The following is a 25,359-nucleotide window of genomic DNA, read 5'->3' on the forward strand; positions in this document are numbered from 1 at the left end:
GCTGCGCACTCCCGCCACCCAATTGTCGGCGCGGCCAGGCAATATGGGCGCATGACTGGGGCCATGAGTGAGAGCAATGAGCCGGGTGCCGTGGACGCGGCCGGCATGCCGGACTGGGAGAGGCGCTTCCGGGCGCCGCGGGTGTCGCTGCCCGACTGGGCGGAGGACGCGCCGGACCGCTCCCTGTTCGTGTCGAACGCGACGGGCACGTACGAGCTGTACGCCTGGGACCGTGCGACGGGCGAGCAGCGGCAGGCGACGGCCCGGCCGAACGGCACGACGGACGGCGTGCTCTCCCCGGACGGCGCCTGGATCTGGTGGTTCGACGACAAGGACGGCGACGAGTTCGGCATCTGGCGCCGCCAGCCCTTCGGCGGAGGGGCGGACGAGCCCGCCGTCCCGGGCCTCGAACCCTCCTACCCGGCAGGTCTCGCCCTGGCCCGCGACGGCCGCACGGCGGTCGTCGGCCGCTCCACGGACGAGGACGGTACGACGATCCACCTCGCGCGTGAGGGCGAGGACCCGGTCGAGATCTACCGGCACCGCGAGTCGGCGGGCGTGGGCGACCTCTCGCACGACGGCTCCCTGATCGCCGTCGAGCACACCGAGCACGGCGACGCCATGCACGCGGCGCTGCGTGTGCTCCGCCCGGACGGCACGCCGGTCGCCGAACTGGACGACACCAAGGGCGGCACCGAGGAGCTGGGCCTGGAGGTGCTGGGCTTCGCACCGGTCGACGGTGACACCCGCCTGCTGATCGGCCACCAGCGCCGGGGCCGCTGGGAGCCGCTGGTGTGGGACGTGGCCACGGGTGAGGAGACCGACCTCGCCCTGGACCTGCCCGGCGACGTCAGCGCCGAGTGGTATCCGGACGGCTCGGCCCTGCTCATCGTCCACGGCTTCGAGGCCCGCAGCGAGCTGTTCCGCTACGACCTGGCGAGCCGCGGGCTGACCCGCATCCCCACCCCGCCCGGCACCGTCTCCAGCGCCACGGCCCGCCCGGACGCCAGCGTGGAGTACCTGTGGTCGTCGGCGGCCGAGCCCCCGGCGGTGCGTTCCACCTCCGGCGGCGTCGTCCTGGACCCGCCCGGCCTGACCTGTCCGCCGTCGGTGGCGGTGCAGGACGCGTGGGTGGAGGGCCCCGGCGGCCGCATCCACGCCCTGATCCAGAAGCCGGCGGGCGCGAGCGGCCCCCTGCCGACGGTCTTCGACCTGCACGGCGGCCCGACCTGGCACGACAGCGACTCCTTCGCCGCGGGCCCGGCCGCCTGGGTCGACCAGGGGTACGCGGTGATCCGCATCAACTACCGCGGCTCCACCGGCTACGGCCGCGCCTGGACCGACGCCCTCAAGCACCGGGTCGGCCTGATCGAGCTGGAGGACGTCGCCGCGGTCCGCGACTGGGCGGTCTCCTCGGGCCTCGCCGACCCCGCCCGCCTGATCCTCACCGGCGCCTCCTGGGGCGGCTACCTCACCCTGCTCGGCCTCGGCACCCAGCCCGAGGCCTGGACGGTGGGCATCGCGGTCGTGCCCGTCGCGGACTACGTCACCGCGTACCACGACGAGATGGAGGCCCTGAAGGCCATGGACCGCACCCTGCTGGGCGGCACCCCGGAGGAGGTCCCCGAGCGCTTCGAGGCCTCGTCCCCGCTGACCTACGTCGACGACGTCAGGGCCCCGGTCTACATCTCGGCGGGAGTCAACGACCCCCGCTGCCCGATCCGCCAGATCGACAACTACGTCAAGCGCCTGGAGACGAGAGGCGCACCCCACGAGGTGTACCGCTACGACGCGGGGCACGGCTCCCTGGTGGTGGACGAGCGGATCAAGCAGGTGAGACTCGAGATGGACTTCGCGGCACGGCACCTGGGCGGATAGGGGGCCCTCAGCGGAGCTCCGCGAGGCCTCTGCGGGTGGCGGCGACCACGACACGGTCACCCTTGTCCAGCACGTGGTCCGGTGCCGTGTCCGTCCGTCCCTCCAGCGCCAGCACCCTCCAGGACCCGGCCCGGAAGGCGTCCCGCACCGTCCGGCCCTCCAGCTGGGGGTGCCCGGCGACGTCGACCGCGGCGAACAGCAGCACCCTGCGCTCCACGGCGATCGCGCCGAGGACCTGCCGCCCGAGCATCGCCCCGGCGAACGCGGGCGCGGCCAGATGGGTGACGCTCCGGCTGCGGGTGAGGGCGTGCGGGTAGGCGGCGCGCAGGGTGCGGTACACGGCGGTGGCGAAGTCGTCGTCGTACAGCCGCAGCACCACCCGGAGATCGGGCCGTACGGACCGCGCGTACAGCACGGCCTCCAGGTTCGTGGTGTCCGCGCTGGTCACGGCGAGCAGTGCGTACGCCCGGTGGATCTTGGCGGACTCCAGCACCCCTTCCTGGGTGACGTCCCCGAGCACCACCGGCACGCGCAGCCGCCGGGCGGTCGCCAGTCCCCGCGCCTCCGGGTCGGACTCGACGCACACCACGGGGATGTTCAGTTCGCGCAGCCGGGTCAGCACCCGGGTGCCGATCTTGCCGAGCCCGAGCAGCACCACATGGCCGCCGAGGCCGCGCGGCGGCTTGCGCAGGGCGGAGGCGGTGCGGAAGGTGCCCAGCGCCTCCAGCACGGCCGCCAGCAGCACCGGAAGCAGCAGCAACCCGACGAGCCCGGAAAGGAGTTGGAGGATCTGGCGGCCGAGCGGCGCCCCGATGGCCGGGTTGTCGATCGCGAACAGGTCCAGCAGCGTGAAGTAGAAGGCACGCAGCGGATGGATCCCTGGAGTGACCACCCACAGCGCCACGGCGAGCGCGACCACGCACGCCGTCGCGCCCGCCAGCGACCACCGCAGCCGCCGGGAGAAGAGCGAGGCGAGCGGCGGTACCCCGCCACGACCGGGCGCGGCCGGCTCCCCGCCGCCCGCCGACGACACCTGCTCCAGCACCACGGCCGCCCGTCCGGCGGCCTGCCGTACCTCGTCGTCGTCGGGCAGCAGCCGTGGTTCCGGCTCCCCGGCTCCCTCGGGCCCGTCCCCGCCGACGGCGTCCGTACCGGCAGGGGAGAGCAGGGCGAGCGTGCACAGCCCGGTACCGGCCGACGGCCGTTCGACGGCGCGCAGCAGCAGCCCCTCGGTCTGCACGACCTTGCTGGTGCCGGCGACGGCGGTGGCGGCCAGCGCGGGGGCTGCGGTGTCGGCGTCGGACAGCACGGTGGTGGACGCGTCCGTGCCGCCCTCACCGTCGCCGCCCGCCAACGCGGCCGCCTGGTCGAGGAGTTCCTCGATGTGCTGGCCCAGCCGGCGGTTGTAGAGCCTGAGGACGAGCCGCAGCCGCGGGTTGAGCCGGCGGGCGGTCAGCGCCGCCCGGATGTTGGTCTCGTCGTCGTCGAAGACGAGGGCGAGCGCGGCCGCCCGTTCCACCCCGGCCTCGGCGAGCACGGCCTCGGTGACCTCGGCGGCCTCCAGCACCCGGCCGCCGCCCCCGCCGCCCCCGCCGCCCCCGCCGTGACCCCCGCCGGTGCCGGTGCCGCCGCCGGTGGCTGTCGCGGTGTGTGCGGGCCCGGTGCCGCCACGGCCGACCGCGGCGCTCACCACGCGGTCGAACAGCGCGGCCGACGCGGACCGGGCCCGTCCGACCACCGGAGGTCTGGCGGTGGCTTCGTTCGGCGGCACCACGAGGGTGACCTGCTCGCCGTAGACCCCGCGCAGCTCGGCGGCCAGCCGGTGGGCGAGCCCGTCGTCACCGCACACCACCATGTGCGGGGTCGTCGGCCCACCTTGATACGGAACGCTCGCCATGAGGTAAAAGACTGCCCCAAGGAGAAGAGTGGTTCCAGCAACGATGTGAACACCCGGGGGACCGCCCGCGTACGCAGGGGGAGGGAGCGAACCAGGACAGTCAGCCGGAGGGATCCACCCGTGGCCATCACCGAAGACGCCCCGCCCGGCGCGGACGTCACCCCCGCCGGCGCGCCATCGGCTCCGGAGGGCCGCCGGCTCAACTCCCCTCTGGTGCTGACCCTCACGCTGCTGCTGGCGGTCCTCGCCCAGTCCCCGATCCGCGGGTTCCTCGGCACGCCGCTGATGCAGAGCTGGATGACGGTGTTCGTCGCGGTGACCGTGCAGGCGCTGCCCTTCCTGGTGCTCGGCGTGCTGCTGTCGGCGGCGCTCGCGGTGTTCGTGCCGCCGTCCTTCTTCGCGCGTGCCCTGCCCAGCCGCCCCGCCCTCGCCGTCCCCGTCGCCGGGATCGCGGGCGCGGTGCTGCCGGGCTGTGAGTGCGCGTCGGTGCCGGTGGCGGGCGCCCTCGTCCGCAGGGGAGTCACCCCGGCCGCCGCCCTCGCCTTCCTCCTCTCCGCCCCCGCCATCAACCCGATCGTGCTGACCGCGACCGCCGTCGCCTTCCCCCGCGACCCGGAGATGGTGCTGGGCCGGTTCCTGGCGAGCCTGCTGGTGGCGTGCGCGATGGGCTGGCTGTGGCAGCGCCGGGGCCGCACCGACTGGCTGCGTCCGCCGGCCCACGGCGCGCACGAGGGCGCGACGAAGGGGGAGGCGTTCTGGAACTCGGTGCGGCACGACACCATGCATGCCGGCGGGTTCCTGGTGCTCGGCGCGATGGCCGCGGCCACGCTGAAGGCGGCGACCCCGGCGGACTGGCTGCGCACGGCGGCCGGAAACCCCGCCTTCTCCGTGCTCGCCCTCGCCGTCCTGGCCGTGCTGCTGTCCATCTGTTCGGAGGCGGACGCGTTCGTCGCGGCCTCCCTCACCCAGTTCTCGCTGACGGCGAAGCTGGTGTTCCTGGTGGTGGGCCCGATGATCGACCTCAAGCTCTTCGCGATGCAGGCCGGCACCTTCGGCCGCGGCTTCGCCCTCCGCTTCGCCCCCGCCACCTTCGTGATGGCGGTCGCGGGTGCCGTACTGACCGGGACGGTGCTCCTGTGAACCGCCAGTCCCAGGCCGCCGTCCTGTTCCTGCTCGGCGCCGCCCTGCTCCACGCGGGCGGCACGGACCTCTACCTCCGGTACGTCAAGGAGGGCCTGCGCCCGCTGCTGCTGGCCTCGGGCGCGGTCCTGATCCTCGCCGCGCTGGCGACGGTCTGGTACGAGCGCCGACGCGCGAAGGCCGCCACCCCCGAGGCGCACGCGCACCCCGAACCCCGGGTGTCCTGGCTGCTGTTGCTCCCCCTCCTCGCCCTCATCCTGGTCGCCCCGCCCGCCCTCGGCTCGTACAGCGCCCTGCGCGCCGGTACGGCCCTGCAGAAGCCGTACAGCTACGGCACGCTGCCCGCCACCGATCCGGCCCCCCTCTCGGTGATCGACTACGCCTCCCGCGCGGCCTACGGTCACGGCCGCTCCCTGCACGGTCGTGCGGTCCGCGTCACCGGCTTCCTCGCCCTGGACCACTCGGGGGCGCCGTACCTGGTCCGCATGGCCCTCAACTGCTGCGCGGCCGACGCCCAGCCGGTGAAGATCGCCCTGACCGGCACCCTGCCACCGGTCCTGCGACCGGACGCCTGGCTGGAGGTCACCGGCACCTACAGCCCCCGGTTGACCCGTGACCCCGTCAACAACGGCCCCATCCCCTATCTGAGGGTCACCTCGGCCAAACCGGTCCCGGTGCCGCACGACCCGTACGACGAGACCTGGAACACCTGACAGGCCTAGGCCTCCGGTTCCTTCCAGTCGAAGCGCTCCAGGTCCCGCAGCCAGGCGTGGGCGTTGCCGTCCGACGGGGCCCGCCAGTCGCCGCGCGGTGACAGCGAGCCGCCCGCCGAGACCTTCGGGCCGTTCGGCATGGCCGAGCGCTTGAACTGGGAGAAGGCGAAGAAGCGACGGATGAAGACCTCCAGCCAGTGCCGGATCCGGGCGAGGTCGTAGGAGCCGCGGTCGGCCTCCGGGAAGCCGGGGGGCCAGGCGCCGGCCTCCTGGTCGTGCCAGGCGTGCCAGGCGAGGAAGGCGATCTTCGACGGCCGGAAGCCGTAGCGCAGGACGTGGAACAGGGTGAAGTCGTGCAGCGCGTACGGGCCGATCTTCGACTCGGTGGACTGCATCTCCTCGCCGGGGACGAGTTCGGGGCTGATCTCCGTGTCCAGGATCGCGGCCAGGATCTTGCCGGTCTCCTCGTCGAACTGCTCGCTGCTGATGACCCAGCGGATGAGGTGCTGGATCAGCGTCTTCGGCACGCCGGAGTTGACGTTGTAGTGGCTCATCTGGTCGCCGACGCCGTACGTGGACCAGCCGAGCGCCAGCTCGGACAGGTCGCCGGTGCCGAGCACGATGCCGCCGCGCTGGTTGGCGAGGCGGAACAGGTAGTCGGTGCGCAGGCCCGCCTGGACGTTCTCGAAGGTGACGTCGTACACCGGCTCGCCGGAGGCGAAGGGGTGGCCGATCTCCTTCAGCATCAGGCGGGCGGTCGGCGTGATGTCCAGCTCGGCCGCGGTGACACCGAGGGCCCGCATCAGCCGGTGGGCGTTGTCCTTGGTGTGGTCGCTGGTGGCGAAGCCGGGCAGGGTGAAGGCCAGGATGTCGCTGCGCGGACGCCCTGCGCGGTCCATCGCCCGGGCGGCGACGATCAGCGCGTGCGTGGAGTCCAGGCCGCCGGAGACGCCGATGACGACCTTGGGGCCGCCGATCGAGGCGAGGCGCTGCTGGAGGCCGGCGACCTGGATGTTGTACGCCTCGTAGCAGTCCAGGGCGAGGCGCTCGGCGTCGGCGGGCACGAAGGGGAAGCGTTCGACGCGGCGGCGCAGACCCAGGTCGGTGGTGGTGGGCGGGGCGAGTTCGAAGGAGACGGTCCGGAAGCCGCCGGTCCGCGCGGCATGGGTGCGGCGGTTCTCGCCGAACGTGCCCATCCGCTGCCGCTCCTGCCGCAGCAGGTCCAGGTCCACGTCGGCGACCGCGTACTGCTCGCCGAGCGGGAAGCGTTCGGTCTCGGCCAGCAGCGCCCCGTTCTCGTAGATCAGGGTCTGGCCGTCCCAGGACAGGTCGGTGGTCGACTCGCCGAGGCCGGCCGCCGCGTAGACGTACGCGGCGAGGCAGCGCGAGGACGCCGAGCGGCACAGCAGCTTGCGGTCCTCGGCCCGGCCGACCGTGATGGGGCTGCCCGACAGGTTGAGGAGGACGGTCGCACCGGCGAGGGCCGCCTCCGCGCTCGGCGGCACCGGCACCCACATGTCCTCGCAGATCTCGGCGTGCAGCACGAGACCGGGCACATCGGTGGCCGCGAACAGCAGGTCCACGCCGAACGGCACGTCCGCGCCGCCGAGCCGGATCGTTCCGCCGCGCTCGTCGTCGCCCCCGGCGATCTGCCGGCGCTCGTAGAACTCCCGGTAGTTCGGCGGGTACGACTTCGGTACGACGCCGAGGATCCGGCCGCGGTGCACGAGCACCGCGCAGTTGAAGATCCGGTCGCGGTGGCGCAGCGGGGCGCCGACGACCAGGACCGGCAGCAGGTCCGCCGACCCGGCCACGATCGTGGCGAGCGCCGTCTCGACGTCGTCGAGCACGGCGTCCTGCAGCAGCAGGTCGTCGATGGCGTACCCGGACAGGCACAGCTCCGGGAAGACGGCGACGGCGACGCCCTCCTCGGCGCACCTGCGGGCATGGCGCAGGACCGCCTCGGCGTTGGCGGGCGGGTCGGCGATGACGGTGTGGCCCGTGCACGCGGCGACGCGCGCGAAGCCGTGCTGGTAGATCGACCAGAAGCTCAACGGGACCTCTTTCCGAAGCGGCTTTCCTACAGCAGGAAGCCTAAACGGCGGCCCGCCACCCACCGCCCACCTGCGGGTTTCAGCGCGCTGGGGCCGCCTTCGGCGGGCTGAAACCCGGCTGAAGCCGCGCTGAACCACCCCGACGGCAGTCTCTGCGGCATGACGACGACGGACCATGAACTCGCGATCGCAGCCACCGGGTTGCGCAAGTCCTACGGGGACAAGACCGTCCTCGACGGCATCGACATCCAGGTGCCCGCCGGCACCGTCTTCTCCCTGCTCGGGCCGAACGGCGCGGGCAAGACCACGGCGGTGAACATCCTGTCCACCCTGATCCGTGCCGACGGCGGCCAGGCACGGATCGCCGGACACGATGTGACCGCCGGGGCCCAGGCGGTCCGGGCGGCCATCGGGGTCACCGGCCAGTTCTCGGCCGTGGACGGACTGATCACCGGCGAGGAGAACATGCTGCTGATGGCCGACCTGCACCACCTCTCCCGCCGGGAGGGCATGCAGGTCACCGCCGGGCTGCTGGAGCGCTTCGACCTGGCCGAGGCCGCGAGGAAGCCGGCCTCCACCTACTCCGGCGGCATGAAGCGCCGCCTCGACATCGCCATGACCCTGGTGGGCAACCCGCGGATCATCTTCCTCGACGAGCCGACCACCGGCCTCGACCCGCGCTCCCGGCACACCATGTGGCAGATCATCCGCGAACTGGTCTCCGGCGGTACGACCGTCTTCCTCACCACGCAGTACCTGGAGGAGGCCGACCAGCTCGCCGACCGCATCGCGGTGCTCGACGGCGGCCGGATCGTCGCCCAGGGCAGCGCCGAGGAGCTCAAGCGGCTCGTGCCCGGCGGCCACGTACGGCTGCGGTTCTCCGACCCGGTGGCGTACGAGCGGGCGGCCACCGCACTGCGCGAGACCACCCGGGACGACGACGCGCTCACCCTGCAGATCCCGAGCGACGGCAGCCAGCGCGAGCTGCGCGCCATCCTCGACTGGCTCGACGCCGCCGGCATCGAGGCCGACGAGCTGTCCGTGCACACCCCGGACCTCGACGACGTGTTCTTCGCCCTGACCGGCAGTTCCGTACCCGCTCAGACCACCGACAAGGAGACCGCCCGATGAGCACCGCCGGCTACGCCTTCCGCGACAACCTCACCATGCTGCGGCGCAACCTCCTGCACGCCCGCCGCTACCCGTCCCTCACCCTGAACCTCCTGCTCACCCCGGTCATCCTGCTGCTGTTGTTCGTGTACGTCTTCGGCAACGTGATGAGCGCCGGCATCAACGGCGGTCACGCGGACCGCGCCGACTACGTCGCCTACCTCGTCCCCGGCATCCTCTTCCTGACCGTGGCCATGACCTCGCTCGGCACCGCGGTGTCCGTGTGCACCGACATGACCGAGGGCATCATGGCCCGGTTCCGCACCATGGCGATCTCCCGTGCCTCCGTGCTGATCGGCCATGTGATCGGCAGCGTGATCAAGACGCTGGCGGCCCTGGTGCTCGTCCTGGGCATCGGACTGGCCATCGGCTTCCGGCCGAACGCGACGCCGGTGGAGTGGATCGCGGCGGCCGGGCTGATGGCGCTGGTCAGCCTCGCGCTGACCTGGATCGCGGTCGGCATGGGCCTGGTGAGCCCCAACCCCGAGGGGGCCAGCAACATCGGGACCCCGCTGGTCATGCTGCCGTTCCTGTCCAGCGCGTTCGTACCGGTGGACGCCATGCCGGGCTGGTTCCGCTGGTTCGCCGAGTACCAGCCGTTCTCGCCCTTCATCGAGACGCTGCGCGGACTGCTGCTGGGCAGTGGGATCGGCACGAAGAACGCGGTGCTGGCCCTCGCGTGGTGCGTGGGACTGACGGTGCTGGGCTATCTGTGGTCCAAGGCGCAGTTCAACCGCGAGCCGAAGCGGTGAGTGCCCGCAGTGCCTCCGCCCGCAACTCCTCCCGCCCCAGGGCGGCGTACCTCGACCTCGCGTCGGTGTACGCCGCCCTGTCGGCGTTCTCGGCCGCTTCCCGGGAGCGGGTCAGGGACAGGGTGGGGAACTCCCGTACCACCGGCATCCGTTCGGCCAGCGCCATCAGCCGTACGGCGGCCGCCTCGCCCTGGGCCAGCCGGGCATGTCCGAGCGCCAGCAACAACGTCCCGTACACCGGCAGTTCCACCGGGGCCCCGTCGCCGGTCGAGCCGTCGGCCAGGGCACCGGACAGCAGCCCGAGCAGCCGGGCGCGCAACTCCTCGGTGAGCCGGGCGACCGGGTCGGGCCGGCCGTGCAGCGCGTGCGCGGCCACGGCGGCCGACTGCAGCTGCAGCGCCCACGGGTCCACGAACGGATCGTCGGCGGCGTACAGGGCACTGATCTGCCGTACCCGCTCCGCCGCCCGGCGCCACAGTCCGAGTCCGAGTTCGGTCAGTCCGCGGGCCAGCGCGATCTCCGCCCTGGCCGGCAGCTCGGGGCTGAACGTCCCGTCCGTCTCCGGCGGCTGGTCCAGGGTGGCGCGGTCCAGCCAGTACTCGGCCTCCTCGACCTCGCCCTTGTGCAGACAGGCCAGTGCCAGCCCCCAGCGGACGCCGATCGTGTCCTGCCAGTCGCCGAACGCGTCCAGCGCGCTCAGTGCGGCGCGCAGATGGTCGTACGCCTCCGCGCCCCGCTCGGTCTGCAGGCACAGCTCGCTGACCCGGCCGTGGCTGAGCAGGTGCATGGCCGGGTTGTTCAGCGGGGCCAGCGCGTCGACCATCCGGCGGGCGCTCGCCAGCGCCCGCTCCACGTCGTGCCCCGACTCCCAGACGTAGCTGGCGACGCCCGCGGCGATGCCCGCCAGCAGCGGCTCGTCGGCCTCGCACAGCTCCTGGAGCCGGGCGAACTCCGGCGGCCGCATCTCCGGCACGGCGCACAGCACGACGGACAGGGCCCGCAGCACGGTGTCCGGCGGGGCGGGCGGCAGCCGGCGAAGGGTCACCAACTGGCGTACGGCGTGCGGGCCGTGGCCCATGAAGAGGCTCGCCGCGCACACCGCCGCCGCGCTGCGGGCCGGTTCCACGTCCTCGGCGTTCCCGGGCCGGAAGTGGGACAGGGGGCCCGCGGTGTCGGCGGCCAGCGAGGCCAGCCGGGCGTAGTTGGAGCCGGTGGACCACAGGGAGGACAGCACGGCGGTGACGGCCGCGGTGGTGGGTCCGTCGGCGCGGGCCAGCGCGTGCCGCAGGGCGAGGACGAGGTTGTCCTGCTCGGCGCGGATGCGGGACCAGGCGGGCACCGGGTCGTGGCTGAACAGCTGGTCGTGGTGGGCGCGGCCGAAGTCCCGGGCCCAGGCGAGGTACCGGTCGGTCACCGTCTCCTCCTCGCGGGCCTCGGCGCGCTTGGCGGAGCCGAACTCGCGCAGTGTCTCCAGCATGCGGAAACGCACCCCGCAGGGGCTGTCGTCGACCTTGATCAGGGACTGCCCGGCCAGCTGCTCCAGCAGGGTCAGTGCGTCCGCGCTCTCGCCGAGGACGTACTCCGCCGCGTCCTCGGTGAAGCCCCCGGGGAACACGGACAGGGCGCGCAGAGCGGCCTGGCCGTCGGGTTCCAGGAGATTCCAGCTCCAGTCGACCACGGCGCGCAGCGTGCGGTGCCGCTCGGGCGCGTCGCGGGCGCCGCCGCGCAGCAGCGCGAACCGGTCCCTCAGGCGGCTGGAGATGTCGGCCACGGAGAGCACCCGTACCCGGGCCGCGGCGAGCTCCACGGCGAGCGGCAGCCCGTCCAGGTGCCGGCAGATCTCGGCGACCGGACCCGGGGGCAGCTCCACGCCGGGCCGGGCGGCGCGGGCCCGCTGGGTGAAGAGCTCCACCGAGGTCGCATGGGACAGCTCCGGCAGGGCGTAGACGGACTCCGAGCTCAGCCCGAGCGGGGCCCGGCTGGTGGCCAGGACCCACAGCTTGCCCGACCGCGACACCAGCGCCTGGACGAGGGCGGCCGCACCGGCGATGACCTGCTCGCAGTTGTCCAGCACCAGCAGCACCGGCCCGGCGCCCAGCGCGCCGACGATGCCGCTCACCACGTCCGTGCCGCCGGTGAACTGCCGGCCCTCCCCGGCGCCGACCGCCGAGGCCACCTCGCCGGGCACGTCGTCGTCGGCGGTGACACCGGCCAGCGGCACGAAGTGCACCACGGGCTGCTCGGCGGCCCGGCTCACCGCGTGGGAGAGCCGGGTCTTGCCCAGTCCGCCGGGACCGACGACGGTGACCACCCGGGCCTCGCGCAGCAGCCCGGTCACGGCGGCGAGGTCGGCGTCCCGGCCCAGCAGCGGGTTCGGGTCGTGCGGCACACCGTGGCGCACCGGCGCCGCGTCCGCGCTCAGCAGATCCTGGTAGACGGCCTTGAGGCCGGGGCCGGGATCGGCCCCCAGCTCGTCGCGCAGCCTGCGCCGATAGGTGTCGTACCGGGTCAGGGCGGCGGCCCGGCCCGCGGTGGCGGCCTCGCAGCGCAGCAGCTCCGCCAGCACCTCCTCGTCCCGCGGCAGCGCCTGCGCGAGTTCGGCCAGGGGTGTCGCGGCCTCCTCCAACCGGCCCAGCCGGGCGAGGGAGAGCGCCCGGGAGCGGACCAGCGCGCGGTGCGCCCGGACCCGGTCGGTACGCAGCGCCACCACAGGATCGTGCAGGCCCTCCGCGGCCGCGGCGCCCAGGCTCCCGTCCCACAGCGCCAGCCCGGCCTCGGCCTCGGCCAGCGCGCCCTCGTGGTCCCCGGCCCGTGCGCGTTGGGCGCTCGCCGCCTCGTGCAGCAGCAGCGCGGACGCATCGACCTGCGTCTGCGCCAGGGCCAGCCGATAGCCGGTCGGTGTGCTCACGACCAGCTCGGCGCCCAGCTGCGCCCGGAGCCGCGACACCAGGATCTGCACCGCCTTGCCGGGCCGTTCGGGCAGCTCGTCCGCCCACAGCCCCTCCACGAGCCGGCCGGTGCTGCAGCCGGTGCGCAGGTCCTCGGCGAGCAGCGCGAGCAGTCCGCGCAGCCGGGGCGCGGTGATCTCCCGCCCACGGCAGGCGACTCGGGACAGCAGGGTCAACTCGGTCGTCACGCTCCGAAGACTAGCCACCGGCACGAAGGGGCCCGACGGCTACGAGTCACCCGCGAAGACGCGGGAGGATGGAAGGGACACATCCTTACCGACTCAGTGGAGAGGAGGAGACGGGATGGTTACTGCGGCACAGTCCGTGCTCGAGCCCACCGCGCGGGTGCGGGCGCAGAAGAAGTTCTCCGAGGCGGCGCTGACCACCCTCGAGCCCACGGAGCGCGTGCGGGCCCAGAAGGGGCGTCCCAACCCCCGCAGCACCCGGATGTCCATGGGGAGCGTGCGGGCAGGGCAGGAGCGGTCCGAAGGGAGGCACCCCGACGGCGCGGGCCTCCACCTGCACACCCGCACCTTCCACCCTCCGGTTCCGGTCCCGTACCTCAGCCTGGAGAAGATGCCCGCGGGCCTGGACAAGGTCCCCGACAAGCTGGAGCACATGCCCGCGCGGGACCTGGCCTTCTACGGGGGCCTGGGCGCGCTCACCGTGGCGGGAGCCCTGGAGTGGCCGGTGGCACTGGCCATCGGCGGAGCCACCTGGCTCCTGCGCAGCAGGCGGAGAGAAGAACACTGAGGCAACCCCGCCGTCCTCGGGCCGCCAGGCCGGGCCACACGTGGTCGCCGGCGTCGGCTCACAGGCCGGGATCATCGAACTGTTCGAGCAGGAAGTCGACCGGTACGAGGCCCGAGGCGGCGGGTGCGCCGTCGTGAAGCATCTGTTCCGCCCAGATCACCTTGCCGCGGGGGGTGTACCGCGTGCCCCACCGCTGGGCGAACTGCGCCACCAGGAACAGCCCACGGCCGCCTTCGTCCATGGTCGTCGCCCGGCGCAGACGCGGGGAGGTGCCGCTGCCGTCCGACACCTCGCAGATCAGACAGCGTCCGTTCAGCAGCCGTACGCCGACGGGCGGCGAGCCGTACCGGATCGCGTTCGTGACCAGCTCGCTGAGGATCAGTTCCGTGGCGTACCCGGTCTCCTCCAGCCCCCATTCCCGCAACGTCTCCCTGCACCGCGCCCGCACCGAGGGGACCACCGCCGGGTCCGACGGCACCTCCCACTCGGCCACGCGCGAGCGCGGGAACATCCGGGTGCGCGCCGCCAGCAGTGCGATGTCGTCGGCGGAGTGGGACGGCTTCAGCGCGTCGATCACCGCCTGGCACGTCTCCTCCGGAGTGCGGCGCCCACAGCCGTCCAGCGCCCGGTGCAGCCTGTCCATCCCGGCGTCGATGTCGTGGCCGCGGTCCTCCACCAGGCCGTCGGTGTACAGCACCAGCTGGGAACCCTCCGGCAGGGACACCTCGGCGGTCTCGAAGGGGTAGCCGCCCAGGCCGAGCGGTGCCGAGGCCGGCACGCCGGGACAGACGATCGTGCCGTCCGGGCGCACCACCACCGGTTCCGGGTGCCCCGCACGGGCCATCGTGCAGACCCCCGACACCGGGTCGTAGACCGCGTACAGGCAGGTCGCCCCGGTCACCCCCTCCCCTTCGTGGCCCTTCGCGGCGGCGCCCGCGTTCTCCTCGTTGTCCATGCGGACGACCAGGTCGTCCAGGTTCCCCAGCACCTCGTCCACGGGCAGGTCCAGGGTGGAGAAGTTGTGCACCGCGGTGCGCAGCCGGCCCATCGTCGCCGCCGCGTGCAGCCCGCGGCCGACGACGTCACCCATCACCAGGGCGACCCGGGCGCCCGGAAGCGGGATGACGTCGAACCAGTCCCCGCCCACTCCGTCCTCAGCGGGCAGATACCGCCAGGCCACCTCCAGCGCGTCCTGCTCCGGCTGGCCCCGCGGCAGCAGGCTGCGCTGCAGCGTCACCGCCATCGCGTGCTCCCGGGTGAACCTGCGTGCGTTGTCGATGGCCACCGCCGCCCGCGCGGCCAGTTCCTCGGCGAAGGAGAGATCCTCCGGCTCGAACGCCGGGGACCGGGCCTTCCGGTAGAAGTTCGCCACGCCGAGCGGTACGTTGCGCGCCCGCAGCGGCACGGTCACCAGCGAACGCAGCCCGCACTCCATGGCCTTGCGGGCGCGCTCGGGATCCTGCTCCTGCCAGCCGTGCGCCTGCTGCAGATCCGCCTCCAGCAGGCCCCGTCCCTCCCGCAGCGTCCGCATCTGCGGGGCCCGGGCCGAGAACTTGATCACTTCGCCCAGCGGATACACCGGCAGCATCCGCTGGTCCCCGCCGATCGCCGCCCGGCGCAGGTGCCGCCAGCCCTCCGCCGTCGGCTCCCATCCGCGCAGCACCGCGTCGAGCAGGTCCACCGTCACGAGGTCGGCGAACTGCGGCGCCGCGACGTCGGCCAGCTCCTGGGCCGTACGCCCCACGTCCAGGGTCGTGCCGATCCTCACCCCGGCGTCGTACAGCAGCCTCAGCCGTTCCCGCGCGACGTCGGCCCGGCCCGAGACCGCCGCCAGCTCCGTGGTGTCCCGCAGGGTCACCACGCTGCCTCCCCGGCCGCCCTGCGGGTACGTCGGCCGCTTGTTGACCGCCAGCAACCGGTCGCCCACCAGATGCACCTCATCGGAGACCGGCTCCGGCGACGACAGCACGCGCATGATCGGCTCCGGCACACCCAGCTCCCGCACCGGGCGCCCCTGCACGTCCGCCGGCAGTCCGAGCAGCCGCGTCGCCTCGTCGTTGGCCAGCAGCAGCCGGCCGTCGGCGCGGATGATCAGCACTCCTTCGCGTACCGCGTGCAGGACCGCGTCATGGTGCTCGTACAGCTGCGCGAGCTCCGCCGGGGCCAGGCCGTGCGTATGCCGGCGCAGCCGGCAGACCACCAGCGTCGTCCCCGTCATGGCCAGCACCAGTGCGGCCGCACCGGTGCCCAGGATGATCGGCAGCTGCGGCATCCACAGGGCCGCCACGTTCTTGACCGTGATCCCGGCCGAGACCAGGCCGACCACCTTGCCGTGCGTGTCGGTCACCGGGACCACCGCCTGCACGTCCGTGCCCCTGCCCGCGGGCAGCGGCGGCCCGCCGGCCTGCTCGACGACGGTACGGCCCTGCAGCGCCGGTCCGATGGTGCCGACGAACTTCTTCCCGATCTCCCGCGGATAGGGGTACGTGTAACGCACACCCTTCGTGTCCGTGACGACGACGAAATCCACGCCCGTGCGCTTCCGTGCCTCCTCGGCCCGGGGCTGGAGCACCGCTGTGGGATCCCGGCTCCGCAGCGCCTCGGCCGTGCCGGGGGCACTCGCGAACGACTCGGCCGCCACGACCGACTCACGACGCCCCTGCTGCAGCGCGTCACGTGCCGTCTGGACCACCATGGCCGCCACCGCGCCCACGATCAGCAGGACCACGATGAGGACCTGGAGAAGGAACACCTGTCCGGCCGCAGTGCGCACGTTCAGCAGGGAAGCCCGGGACTGCCGCGAGCGTCCGGCGAACGGGTGTTGTTCCGGACCCCGAGGGCGCCCGGAAAATACCTCCATACACCCTTGATAACACCGCCACGTCAAACGTGACGCCGCGACGCGGGGGCCGGTGCCCCGGGCTCGCTCAGGCCAGGTCGTGCAGTCGGCGCAGCGGGCTCACGGCGAGTGTCACGGCCGCGGCCGCGCCTGCCGCCGGCACCAGCCACAGCGCCCCGCGGGGCCCGGCGGTGCCCGCGAGCAGGCCTGCGGTCAGCGCGCCCACCGGGACGGCGCCCCAGGAGACGAAGCGGACGGTGGCCATCACCCGGGGCAGCAGCTCCGGCGGGGTGACCGTCTGCCGGTGGGTGCGGGTGAGGATGCTCAGCACCACCACACCCATCGCGAACCCGACGGCGCCCGCCACGTACGGCAGCGTGCCCCAGCCGCCGGAGGCCAGCGGGACGAGCGCGGCGAGGACCGCCCCGACGGACGTCGCGGCGAGCACGGCGCGTGCGCCACCGAGTCGCCCGGCCAGGAGAGGGGTCACGGCAGCCCCCAGCAGGCTGCCCGCCCCCTCGGCGGCCATCAGCAGGCCGACCACGCCGACGGGGAGGCCCAGCGTCCGGACCAGGAAGACCGGGGCCAGCGCCATCAGCGCGCCGCAGGCGAAGTTGACCAGGGTCGCGGCGGCCACACACGGGCCGATGACCGGGTGGCGGGTCACGAAGCGCCAGCCGTCGCGGATCTGCCGGCCCATGGAGGTGTCCGCCGGCGGGCGTGTCTCGCGGGCGGGCCGCGGCAGGCTCTGCAGCAGGAGCGCGGACACGAGGTAGCTCACCACGTCCACCAGCAGGCTGGCCGCGGCACCCACCAGTTGCACCAGGACGCCGCCCAGGGAGGGGCCTCCCAGCTGGGTGGCGGCCGAGGACGCGGAGGTCAGACTGTTGCGGGCGGTCAGTTCCTCCTTGCTGACGATCGACGGCAGGAGGGTCGAGTTCCCAACGTCGAAGACGACACCGGCGAGCCCGATGACGAGCGCCACCACGACGAGGTGGACCAGGTGCAGATGCCCCAGCGCCGCCGCCACCGGCACGGACAGCAGCACCAGCGCCCGGACGAGGTCCATGGCCACCTGGGTGCCGCGGAGCGGCAGCCGCTGCACCAGGACTCCGGCCGGAAGGCCGATCAGGATCCAGGAGGCGTAGCTGGCGGCGGTGATGAGGCTGACCTCGAAGCTGCTCGCGCGCAGGGTCTCCACCGCCACCAGCGGAAGGGCGACCGCGGTCACCGCGTCGCCCACGCTGCTGACGGTGGAGCCCGCCCAGTACCGCCAGAAGACGCCGACGGCGCGGCGGCCCGTGGGCAGCTGATCGTCGACGGTGGTGTCTGTCACTGCTCGTAGTCTCCCCGGTGTCGTCCTGCTTGTCGTGACACGTGGTCGTACGACCCGTCCGTGTCCAGGCGCCCCTACCGCCCCACCCGGTCCGGTGCGTGGGCGTCGGCCAGGAGGTCCTCGATGTCGGCGGCGCAGTCCCCGCAGCCGGTGTTGGCCCCGGTCCGGTCGCGCACCTCGGCGAGGGTGCGGCACCCCAGGCCGGCGGCCGCCAGGATCGCGCTCTCCCGGACCTGGCGGCACAGGCAGATCAGCGGGTCGTCGGCCTCAGACACCCTGAGCGAGTCCTTCCGCCCAGTCCACCAGGTCGTGGTCGGCGAGCGCGGACGCGAGATGGTCGTGGTCCAGAGCCGTTCCGGGCAGGGAGGGTACGACCACCACGTACAGCCCCGCGCTGCGCGCCGCCGCGATGCCGGTGGCGGAGTCCTCGAAGGCGACCGAGCGGGCCGGGTCCGCGCCGAGCGCGTCGCACGCCTTCAGGTAGAGATCGGGGGCGGGCTTGGCGTGCGCCACCTCGTCGGCCGCGAAGGAGACCGGGAAGAGGTCCGCGAGGCCCGCCGAGGCCAGGGCGGTGTCGAGGAGTTCGCGGGGGCTGTTGCTGGCGACCGCGACGGGGACCGCCCGGGCACAGGCCTTGACCAGTTCGGCGGCTCCGGGCAGGGGGTCGGCGCCGTTGGCGAGTTCCTGCCGTACCAGGTCAAGGAGTTCCGCGGCGAGTTCGGCGCCGGCACCGGGCCTGCCGAAGTAGCCGGCCATCGCCTCGCCCGCGCCCGCCAGCGTGCGGCCGATCACCAGAGCCTTCTGCTCGGGGCCGAAGCCGTGACCGTGTGCGGCGAAGATCTTGGTCTCGGCTCTGGTCCAGCAGACCTCGGTGTCGACCAGCAGCCCGTCGCAGTCGAAGACGACGGCCTGGGGGGCGAGGGGAAGGGACGTCACGTTTCTTTCCTCCAGTCGGTCGCCGACACGGTCGCCAGCAGGGGCGCGACACCCGGCTCGTTGCAGTCGATCCAGTCTGTCAGGACCGACAGCACGTCCCAACGGGCCGTGCCCGAGGGGAGATCGGCCTCGTCGAGGGCCGCCAGCCACTGCCGTACGGCGTCCCGGGTGCCGTGGTCGCGGGCGAGGCTCCCCCACCCGTCGGAGCGCGCGGCCAGCCGCACCAGGCTCTGTGCCGAGTCCAGGTCGTGGGCCGGGACATCGGCTTCGAGGCCGGCCAGCAGGCTTCGGGCCGGGCACTCCTCGCCGGTGGACGGCGGCGCCGTGGTCAGGGCGGTGCGCAGCCAGGCGGTCCCGGTGCGGTAGCAGAACAGCCGCAACTCCCGTACCAGGTCGGCTGGTTCGTCGGCTGTGTGGACGAAGTTGAACAGGCCGTTGACCCTGCCGAACCGGGTCCGCAGATCGCGCGCGTGAGCGGCCTGCGGGTCGGCGGCGCCCTTGGCCGCGGTCAGCCGGACGCTGGCGGGCAGTCCGTCCGTGCGGCGCGTGTCGCGCAGCAGGACCAGCAGTGAGGGGCTCGATCCCAGCAGATGGTCCACCACCGCGATCCGCTGCCGGGACGCGGCGTTGAACTGGTAGCGCCAGATCTCCCTGGTCAGCACCGGGTCGAAGGTGAACGGCCGGGCCGCGAACGGCTTCCACCCCTCCTCCTCCAGGATGTCCAGCACCAGCCCGCCGCGCCGGCCGGCGACCGCGTCCGGCTTGATGACCACGAAGGTGGTCGTGTACAGCCAGGCCCGGTCGCTGGGCGAGTGGAACAGGTCGAGGCCCTCCCGGGCGTAGGGGTCGAGCCGGTACGCCGCCCGCTTGCGCGGGTCCGCGGTCAGCGAGTCGAACGCCCGGTGGCTGACGGCGGACATGGTCGCGTTCGGCGCCGGGCGGGTGACCGGGTCCGCCTCGGCGGTGGTCGTCGTCATCCTTCTCCTTCCTCCGGGTTCGAGGGGTGGCCGGCCAGCAGCGGCAGGACGACGGTGCCGCAGGCCGGGCGCTCGGGGTTCACCAGGTGCATGTGGCGGGCGTCCGGCACCGTGACCGAGGTCGCCGGGAGCCCGCGCTTGCCCCACACGGCGAGCTGGTGGTCCGTCAACTCGTGGGGGACGGCCTGGTCCTGCTCGGCGACGACGACGGTGAGGGAGTGCAGGTCGGCCGGGTCCGGCTCGGGGGTCGCCTGCTCGTGACTGCCCCCGGCCGCCAGGTGGGCGGCGAGGAAGTCCGCCACGGCCGCGCCGCCCACCCCGAGGCGCGCCGCCTCGGCGAGGTCGGTCACCGGGGCGAGCAGGACCACGCGGGCCCCGCGAGCCGTGCCGGCGATCGAGGCGAGCAGGAGATGGCCGCCGGCGGAGTGCCCGACGAGTGTGGCGCCGGCCCAGGCCGCGTCCTGCTCCTCCAGCGTCCGCAGCGCGGCCCGGCAGTCGTCGGCGGCGGCCGGCCAGGCGCCGCCGTCCCAGCTCGGCCGGTACTCCACCACGGCCACCCGGTGACCGCGCCCGACCAGGGCACAGGCCAGCGGTTCCAGGTCCTGCGCGGTACGGTCGTGCCGCCAGAAGCCGCCGTGCACCAGCACCACCGGGACAGCGGAGTCCGTCTGTTCCGCCTCCGCCTCCGCCTCGGCCTCCGCCTCCGTCGCCGTGCCCGGCTCCGGCTCCGCGGGGCCGTAGAGATCGATCCGCTGCCAGGGCGAGGGGCCGTAGCCGAGACGGCCGTACGACATGCTCACAGCAGGCCGAACGCTTCGAGGCGGGACAGCCAGTGGTGGAGCCGCTCGTCGGACATGCGCACCTCGGCGCGGCGTTCCGCGGACTCGTCGGCGGTCCCGTAGCGGTACCAGACGTCACCGCTGTCCCGCCGGATCATGAACGCGCGGCGCTTGCGGGCCGGGCTCTGGATCATCAGCGAGATGGTCTCCGGCTCGGTGATGGTGGTGTGCAGCTGCTCGTGGTCGAGGGTGATGACGCGGCCCGCCGGCTCCTCGCGCACGAAGTACGGCCAGAACCGGCTGACGTCGGCGCTCTCGTCGAGCGGCTGGTCCGTGGCGTACAGGGTGTGCTGGTACGCGCCGTGGAGGATGTACGCGGTGAAGCTGTAGCGGTGGTTGTGCACCCGCTCGTACTGGTCGGTGTTGGCGAGCCGGAGCCTGATGCGCAGGCCCTTCTCCTGGTCGTCCCAGATGACGATCTTGTCGTCGAGGGCGTGGCACTCGAACTTCTCCCGCAGCTCGGGAGTCCGGACGGCACGGGCCACCAGGGTGCGCAGCAGCGCGCGGTCGTCGCCGAGGCGGCGGGCGATGGCGTCGGTGATCTCCGCCGCGCGTTCGAGTTCGTCCCAGCGGACGGTCGGGAGCGAGGCCATCAGCGCCTCGGCCCTGCTCACCTCGGTGTCGGAGGGCGGGGTCAGCAGGACCGTCGGGGTCGGGTCCAGCAGGTCGTCGCCGGGGCGGGTGGCCATCACAGCACCTCCATGGCACGCAGGCGGCCGGTGAGTTCGTCGAAGTAGTCCTTGCTGATGCGCTTGCTGCCCCGGCGCTCGGCCTTCTCCTTCTCCTCGCCGAAGCGCCACCACACCCGGCCGGTCTCCCGCTCGGTGATGATCGAGCGCTCCTTCTCGGCGGGACCGCGCAGGAAGAGGGAGACGGTGTCGGGAGTGGTGTACGTGGTGTGGATCTCGCTGTGGTGCAGCGTGTAGCAGTTGCCCGCCTGCTCGTTGGTGACGAACCGGGGCACGACGCGAAGGTCGGTGGGGACGGCGTCGAAGTCGTCCTGCACGTTCCGCGGGACGTTCTCCTCGTCGACCCGCCCGACCAGTTCGTGCCGTACGTGCTTGTACTGCCCGCGCACGATCAGCGAGGTGAAGGTGAACCGGTGGTCGTGCGGCCGGTCCCGGTGGTCCTCGGTCGAGACGTGCACGCGGATGCGGAAGCCGCGGTCCAGGGCGTCGTAGATGACCAGCTTGTCGAGCAGCCGGTGGTGCTCGCACTTGTCGAACAGGTCCTCCTCCTCCCGCGCGCGCTCCAGGAGCTGGGTCAGCGTGGCCTTGTCCTCGGCGAGGGCGGTGAGGATCTCCCTGGTCTGCGCACGGGCCTTGGGCAGGTCGGACCAGTCGACGACCAGCCGGTCGAGGTCTTCCAGCATGTTGGGCTCCTTGGGGGGTTAGGCGGTGGGGAGGCGCAGGTCCGTACGGGCGGACAGGCCGAACACCCGGTGCGCGGTACCGGCGACGAGGGCCTGCACCTGTGCGGGCGTGAGTCCCTGGGACAGGGCGTTGGCCTGCTGGCGGGCCAGCGGCATGGAGCCGGCCGCGACGATGCCCTCGTCCTGGTACCACAGGCCGTTGTCGGCGACGTGGTGGAGGTCCTGGCCGCCGAGCCGGGCCGAGTCGCAGCGGTCCGTCATCATCATCGAGTTCTCGGCGCCCATCAGCTGCACGGCCCGGGCCGCGATGGCCAGGTCCACGTGTTCACCGTCGAAGTTGATGCAGGCGCCGATCCGCCCGGCCGCCGCCTGCCGCATGATCGCCGCGGGAACCGGTCCGGCGATCTCCGCCATCCTGTCGAGCGACCACGAGGGCAGGTCGTACGAGGCGATGACCGCGTCCCGCTCCGCGCGCGCCCGTGAACTGCGGAAGGCGTGGCGGATGTTGAGCGGCATGTCGTTGAAGAGGTGGTCCGTGACGACCCGGACACCGTTGTCCGCCCAGTCGGACTGCCATGCCATCTCGACGATGTCGTCGACGAGTTCGGCGCTGGCCGCCGGGTCGGCCCGGGTGAAGTGCCCGAGCGCGGGGCGGATGCCGTGGGCCATGAGGAGGGGGATGATCCAGGCGAAGCCGGTCTCCCGGGCGCCGGGCTCGTCGTGGAGCTCCGAGGCGGGTGAGAACGCGTCCGGTGACAGCACCGTGTAGGTGAGGCCGTACGAACCGAGCGCCGCGATGCGCTCCCACTCGTGCCGGGTGGGGGCCCAGACGGTGGCGGCGGGCGTGCCGCCGTGGCTGGCCAGCAGCGGGCCTTCCAGGGCGATGCCCGCGATGTGGGGCAGCCGGCCGTCGTTCCGCATGCGGTGGTACTCGCGGACGAACGCCTCGAACTCCCCGAGATGCGCCCGGTGGAGGTACATCGTGGGCAGGCACAGGACGCCCTCGCGTGCGCACCATGCGTCGAGCCGGTCGAGGTCGACCGTCGTGAAGTCCGAGAAGTCGACATCGCCGAACCCGTGGCAATGGACCTCCACCGGCGGCAGCTCGGGAAGGTCTTCCAATGGCGGCCGCAGCCGGCTTTCGTCAGGGGATTTCACGAGAACACTCCCAATCCTATAAGTCGCACTCTCTCGAGTGTGATTCAGCTGCTCGTGCCACAGCCAGCCCGGACCGAGCTCAGGATCCTGCACTGCATGTTGCTGAAGGTGTGCAACCCGTTCGGGATCTCCTACGGTTGTTGCAGCGAGGGAACAACCCCCCGGTCACGGGGCGGAATCCCCGTGAATTCCCCTGTGAAAGAGAGGTGATTCCCCATGAAGAACTACACCAAGCCCGCCGCCAAGAAGGTCGCGTACGGCACGGTCCTGACGACCGTCGCGTGACGTGAGCGCCGGGACGCCCCGCTCTTTCCGAGCCCGGCGTCCCGGCTCTCCTTTTCTGACTTCCCCTCTGTTTCTGGTCCCGGAATTCGGCTTCGAGTGAGGTGAACATGTGCGGCTTGGCCGGCCTGGCCCGCACTGATGGCGGGGTGCTCTCCCCGGACGCGGACGGCCTCCTGCGGCGCATGGCTCACGCCGTGACCCACCGCGGCCCCGACGAGCAGGAACTGCTGCGCTCCGGACCCGTAGGACTGGCGTTCACCCGCTTGTCGCTGGTGGATCCGACCGCGGGGAGCCAACCGCTGCACAGCCCGGACGGCAGTGTCGTCCTCATCGCCAACGGCGAGGTCTACAACCACCGCGAGCTGGCCGCGGCCCTGCCCGCCGGCTCCCGGCCGCGCACCGGCTCCGACTGCGAGGTGCTGGTCCACCTCTACCAGCACAAGGGACTCGGCTTCCTCGACGACGTCCGCGGCATGTTCGCGATCGTCCTGTGGGACAGAAAGCTCAATCGCCTCGTCCTGGCCCGCGACCGGTTCGGCGTCAAACCGCTCTTCATCCACCGCAACAGCGAACGCATGGTGTTCGGCTCGGAGATGAAGGCGCTCTTCGAGGACCCGGCCTGCCCGCGCGAACTCGACTGGGACGGCGCATTGTCCGACCAGGCGGTCAACGGTGCTCTGGAATTCACCGACAAAACTCCCAGGACCTGGTTCCGGGGAATCGAGACGGTGCCGCCCGGGACGATTCGCACCATCGATCTGAACGACGGCAGCACCAGCGAACACGTCTACTGGTCGTTCCCGGATCCCGGCGATTTCCGCGACGACCTGTCCGCCGAGGAATTCATCGAGGAGTACGCGGGGCTGCTTGCCGCGTCGGTGGCCGAATGCGAGACCTCCGACGCCGAGCTGGGCCTGTTCCTCAGCGGTGGTGTCGACTCGGCCGCGATCGCCGCGCTCAGCACCGTACGGCCCCGCACGTTCACCGCGCTGAACGGCAGCACCCTGGCCAACCGGGACGCCGAGTACGGGCGCCGGGTCGCGGACCTGTTCGGGCTCGCCAACCACCAGGTGCTCTTCGACACCTCCCAGGTGCCCACCGCCGAGGAGTGGAAGAGTCTGCTGTGGCTGCTGGAGAGCCCGCAGTGCGGCCCGGAGATCTACTACAAGCGGGAGCTCTACCGCTTTGTGAAGGCCCGGTTCCCCGAGATCAAGGGCATGCTCCTGGGCGGCGGCAGCGACGAGTTCAACGGCGGCTACTCGGTCTCCATGGCGGCCGGCGGCGGCTGGGAGCAGTTCCAAACCAACATCGGCGGGATGGCGCTGCGCGACCACCTCCACCGCAACCGCGGTGCCGCGGCCTGGTGGGACCAGTCCGAACTGCCCTTGGTGCGGGCCGAGGTGCTGCGCCGCGGGGCGCCGCCCGAGGATCCGTACGAGCGGTTCCTGCGCTGGAAATACCGTGACGTCCAGCAGTACAACTGCTGGCACGAGGACCGCACCGCGGCCGGCAGCGGCATCGAGGCCCGGGTGCCGTTCCTCGACCACCGCCTGGTGGAGATGTCCGTACGGGTCCCGCCCGCGTTGCGCGAGCGGTTGATCTGGGACAAGCGCATCCTGCGGGACGGCCTCACCGGTGTCCTTCCCGACGAGTTCGTCCACCGCCCGAAGGTGCCCTTCTTCTACGGCGACGGCGTCCGCCACACCTACCGCGCCTTCGCGGCCATGCTCGCCGCGGACGGGGACGCGCTCCTCGACGAGGCCCTGTCCGGCCCGCGCGCCAAGGAGTACCTCGACGCCGACAACGCGCGCGCCACGCTGCGGATGCTGCAGGACGACCCCACCTCCGGGCATGTGGAGTTCCTGCTGCGGGTGGTCAACCTCGGACTGCTGGAGCAGATGGCCCAGCAGCCGCCCCGGCCGCCGGTGGAGGCCACCTGGGGACCCGTCCCGGCGGAGCTGCCCGTCGCCGACTGGCAGAGCGAGAGCGCCGCCATCGAGGCGCGCGTCCTGCTGCACCCCTCGCTGCACGACGCCCTCGTCCCGGCACTCGACGACACCGTCCTGGTCCTCTGCGACCAGCGGGAACCGCTGGTGCGGTACGTGACCGTCAACGGCGAGATCGAGTACGTCGTCGACGGTGCGGAGACCCCCGAGTGGCAGCGGCTGCTCGACGCCGTCGACGGGCGGCGCGGTCTCGGCGAGCTGCTGGCCGCCGCAGGCTGTGCGCTCGCCGACGTCGAGGAACCGCTGCTGCAGTCCGTGGAGCTCGGCGTGCTCACCCTCGCCGAGCCGGCGCCGGCCGACGTCTAG

The 25,359-nt window shown here is 72.8% G+C and carries 19 protein-coding genes; 7 read left to right on the forward strand and 12 right to left on the reverse strand.

The genetic code is table 11. The annotated features are described in order from the left end of the window. Nucleotides 1–63 precede the first annotated feature (63 nt). Nucleotides 64–1,878 (forward strand): S9 family peptidase, encoded by a 1,815-nt coding sequence (locus ACZ7HQ_RS35665; protein ID WP_470999103.1) that lies wholly within the window; start codon nucleotides 64–66, stop codon nucleotides 1,876–1,878. A gap of 7 nt (nucleotides 1,879–1,885) precedes the next feature. On the opposite strand, the gene ACZ7HQ_RS35670 is transcribed toward ACZ7HQ_RS35665, so the two are convergent. Next, nucleotides 1,886–3,733: an NAD-binding protein gene (locus ACZ7HQ_RS35670; protein ID WP_470999189.1), complete on the reverse strand. Its 1,848-nt coding sequence runs from the start codon at nucleotides 3,731–3,733 to the stop codon at nucleotides 1,886–1,888. 162 nt (nucleotides 3,734–3,895) lie between these two features. Here ACZ7HQ_RS35670 and ACZ7HQ_RS35675 point away from each other — a divergent pair, with 162 nt between their 5' ends. Both ACZ7HQ_RS35675 and ACZ7HQ_RS35680 read left to right on the forward strand, forming a co-directional pair. Then, nucleotides 3,896–4,915, forward strand: a complete 1,020-nt coding sequence (locus tag ACZ7HQ_RS35675; RefSeq protein ID WP_470999105.1) for a permease — start codon at nucleotides 3,896–3,898, stop codon at nucleotides 4,913–4,915. Next, a complete protein-coding gene (locus ACZ7HQ_RS35680) occupies nucleotides 4,912–5,628 on the forward strand; it encodes a TIGR03943 family putative permease subunit (RefSeq protein ID WP_470999107.1) in 717 nt (238 codons plus the stop codon). The genes ACZ7HQ_RS35675 and ACZ7HQ_RS35680 overlap by 4 nt, the downstream gene beginning before the upstream one ends. 5 nt (nucleotides 5,629–5,633) lie before the next feature. On the opposite strand, the gene ACZ7HQ_RS35685 is transcribed toward ACZ7HQ_RS35680, so the two are convergent. Continuing rightward, the gene (locus ACZ7HQ_RS35685) at nucleotides 5,634–7,682 is read right to left on the reverse strand and encodes an NAD(+) synthase (protein WP_470999109.1); all 2,049 of its coding nucleotides are present in this window, start codon (nucleotides 7,680–7,682) and stop codon (nucleotides 5,634–5,636) included. A 159-nt stretch (nucleotides 7,683–7,841) separates the two neighbouring features. Between ACZ7HQ_RS35685 and ACZ7HQ_RS35690 the strand changes: the two genes are divergently transcribed. Further along, nucleotides 7,842–8,813, forward strand: a complete 972-nt coding sequence (locus ACZ7HQ_RS35690) for an ATP-binding cassette domain-containing protein (protein ID WP_470999111.1) — start codon at nucleotides 7,842–7,844, stop codon at nucleotides 8,811–8,813. Next, entirely contained in the window at nucleotides 8,810–9,604 is a 795-nt protein-coding gene (locus ACZ7HQ_RS35695) for an ABC transporter permease (protein ID WP_470999113.1), read from the forward strand. Before ACZ7HQ_RS35690 ends, ACZ7HQ_RS35695 begins: the two co-directional genes overlap by 4 nt. Here ACZ7HQ_RS35695 and ACZ7HQ_RS35700 read toward each other — a convergent pair. Continuing rightward, nucleotides 9,582–12,740 carry an ATP-binding protein gene (locus ACZ7HQ_RS35700; protein ID WP_470999114.1) on the reverse strand — a complete coding sequence of 1,053 codons (3,159 nt, stop codon included), beginning with the start codon at nucleotides 12,738–12,740 and terminating at the stop codon, nucleotides 9,582–9,584. The two genes, ACZ7HQ_RS35695 and ACZ7HQ_RS35700, sit on opposite strands and share 23 nt — an antisense overlap. A gap of 115 nt (nucleotides 12,741–12,855) precedes the next feature. Here ACZ7HQ_RS35700 and ACZ7HQ_RS35705 point away from each other — a divergent pair, with 115 nt between their 5' ends. Continuing rightward, the gene (locus ACZ7HQ_RS35705; protein WP_470999116.1) at nucleotides 12,856–13,305 is read left to right on the forward strand and encodes a hypothetical protein; all 450 of its coding nucleotides are present in this window, start codon (nucleotides 12,856–12,858) and stop codon (nucleotides 13,303–13,305) included. Nucleotides 13,306–13,363: 58 nt separating this feature from the next. On the opposite strand, the gene ACZ7HQ_RS35710 is transcribed toward ACZ7HQ_RS35705, so the two are convergent. The 9 genes from ACZ7HQ_RS35710 to ACZ7HQ_RS35750 form a co-directional block, all read right to left on the reverse strand. Further along, nucleotides 13,364–16,165, reverse strand: coding sequence for a SpoIIE family protein phosphatase (locus ACZ7HQ_RS35710; RefSeq protein WP_470999118.1), 2,802 nt, complete (start codon nucleotides 16,163–16,165; stop codon nucleotides 13,364–13,366). Between the two features lie 67 nt (nucleotides 16,166–16,232). After that, nucleotides 16,233–17,480 carry an MFS transporter gene (locus tag ACZ7HQ_RS35715; protein WP_470999120.1) on the reverse strand — a complete coding sequence of 416 codons (1,248 nt, stop codon included), beginning with the start codon at nucleotides 17,478–17,480 and terminating at the stop codon, nucleotides 16,233–16,235. Nucleotides 17,481–17,554: 74 nt separating this feature from the next. Further along, nucleotides 17,555–17,755, reverse strand: coding sequence for a (2Fe-2S)-binding protein (locus ACZ7HQ_RS35720; RefSeq protein ID WP_470999122.1), 201 nt, complete (start codon nucleotides 17,753–17,755; stop codon nucleotides 17,555–17,557). After that, nucleotides 17,748–18,416 (reverse strand): HAD family hydrolase, encoded by a 669-nt coding sequence (locus ACZ7HQ_RS35725; protein ID WP_470999124.1) that lies wholly within the window; start codon nucleotides 18,414–18,416, stop codon nucleotides 17,748–17,750. The genes ACZ7HQ_RS35720 and ACZ7HQ_RS35725 overlap by 8 nt, the downstream gene beginning before the upstream one ends. Beyond that, entirely contained in the window at nucleotides 18,413–19,393 is a 981-nt protein-coding gene (locus ACZ7HQ_RS35730) for a nucleoside-diphosphate kinase (protein WP_470999126.1), read from the reverse strand. The genes ACZ7HQ_RS35725 and ACZ7HQ_RS35730 overlap by 4 nt, the downstream gene beginning before the upstream one ends. Next, a complete protein-coding gene (locus ACZ7HQ_RS35735; RefSeq protein ID WP_470999128.1) occupies nucleotides 19,390–20,187 on the reverse strand; it encodes an alpha/beta hydrolase fold domain-containing protein in 798 nt (265 codons plus the stop codon). The genes ACZ7HQ_RS35730 and ACZ7HQ_RS35735 overlap by 4 nt, the downstream gene beginning before the upstream one ends. Nucleotides 20,188–20,189: 2 nt before the next feature. Beyond that, the gene (locus ACZ7HQ_RS35740) at nucleotides 20,190–20,921 is read right to left on the reverse strand and encodes a hypothetical protein (protein WP_470999130.1); all 732 of its coding nucleotides are present in this window, start codon (nucleotides 20,919–20,921) and stop codon (nucleotides 20,190–20,192) included. Next, a complete protein-coding gene (locus ACZ7HQ_RS35745) occupies nucleotides 20,921–21,604 on the reverse strand; it encodes a hypothetical protein (protein ID WP_470999132.1) in 684 nt (227 codons plus the stop codon). Before ACZ7HQ_RS35745 ends, ACZ7HQ_RS35740 begins: the two co-directional genes overlap by 1 nt. Before the next feature lie 18 nt (nucleotides 21,605–21,622). After that, nucleotides 21,623–22,762, reverse strand: a complete 1,140-nt coding sequence (locus ACZ7HQ_RS35750) for a hypothetical protein (RefSeq protein ID WP_470999134.1) — start codon at nucleotides 22,760–22,762, stop codon at nucleotides 21,623–21,625. A gap of 392 nt (nucleotides 22,763–23,154) precedes the next feature. On the opposite strand from ACZ7HQ_RS35750, the gene asnB reads away from it, so the two are divergent. Beyond that, complete coding sequence (asnB, locus tag ACZ7HQ_RS35755) at nucleotides 23,155–25,359, forward strand: asparagine synthase (glutamine-hydrolyzing) (RefSeq protein ID WP_470999136.1); 2,205 nt, start codon at nucleotides 23,155–23,157, stop codon at nucleotides 25,357–25,359.

The sequence above is a fragment of the Streptomyces sp. NPDC037290 genome (assembly GCF_055603245.1).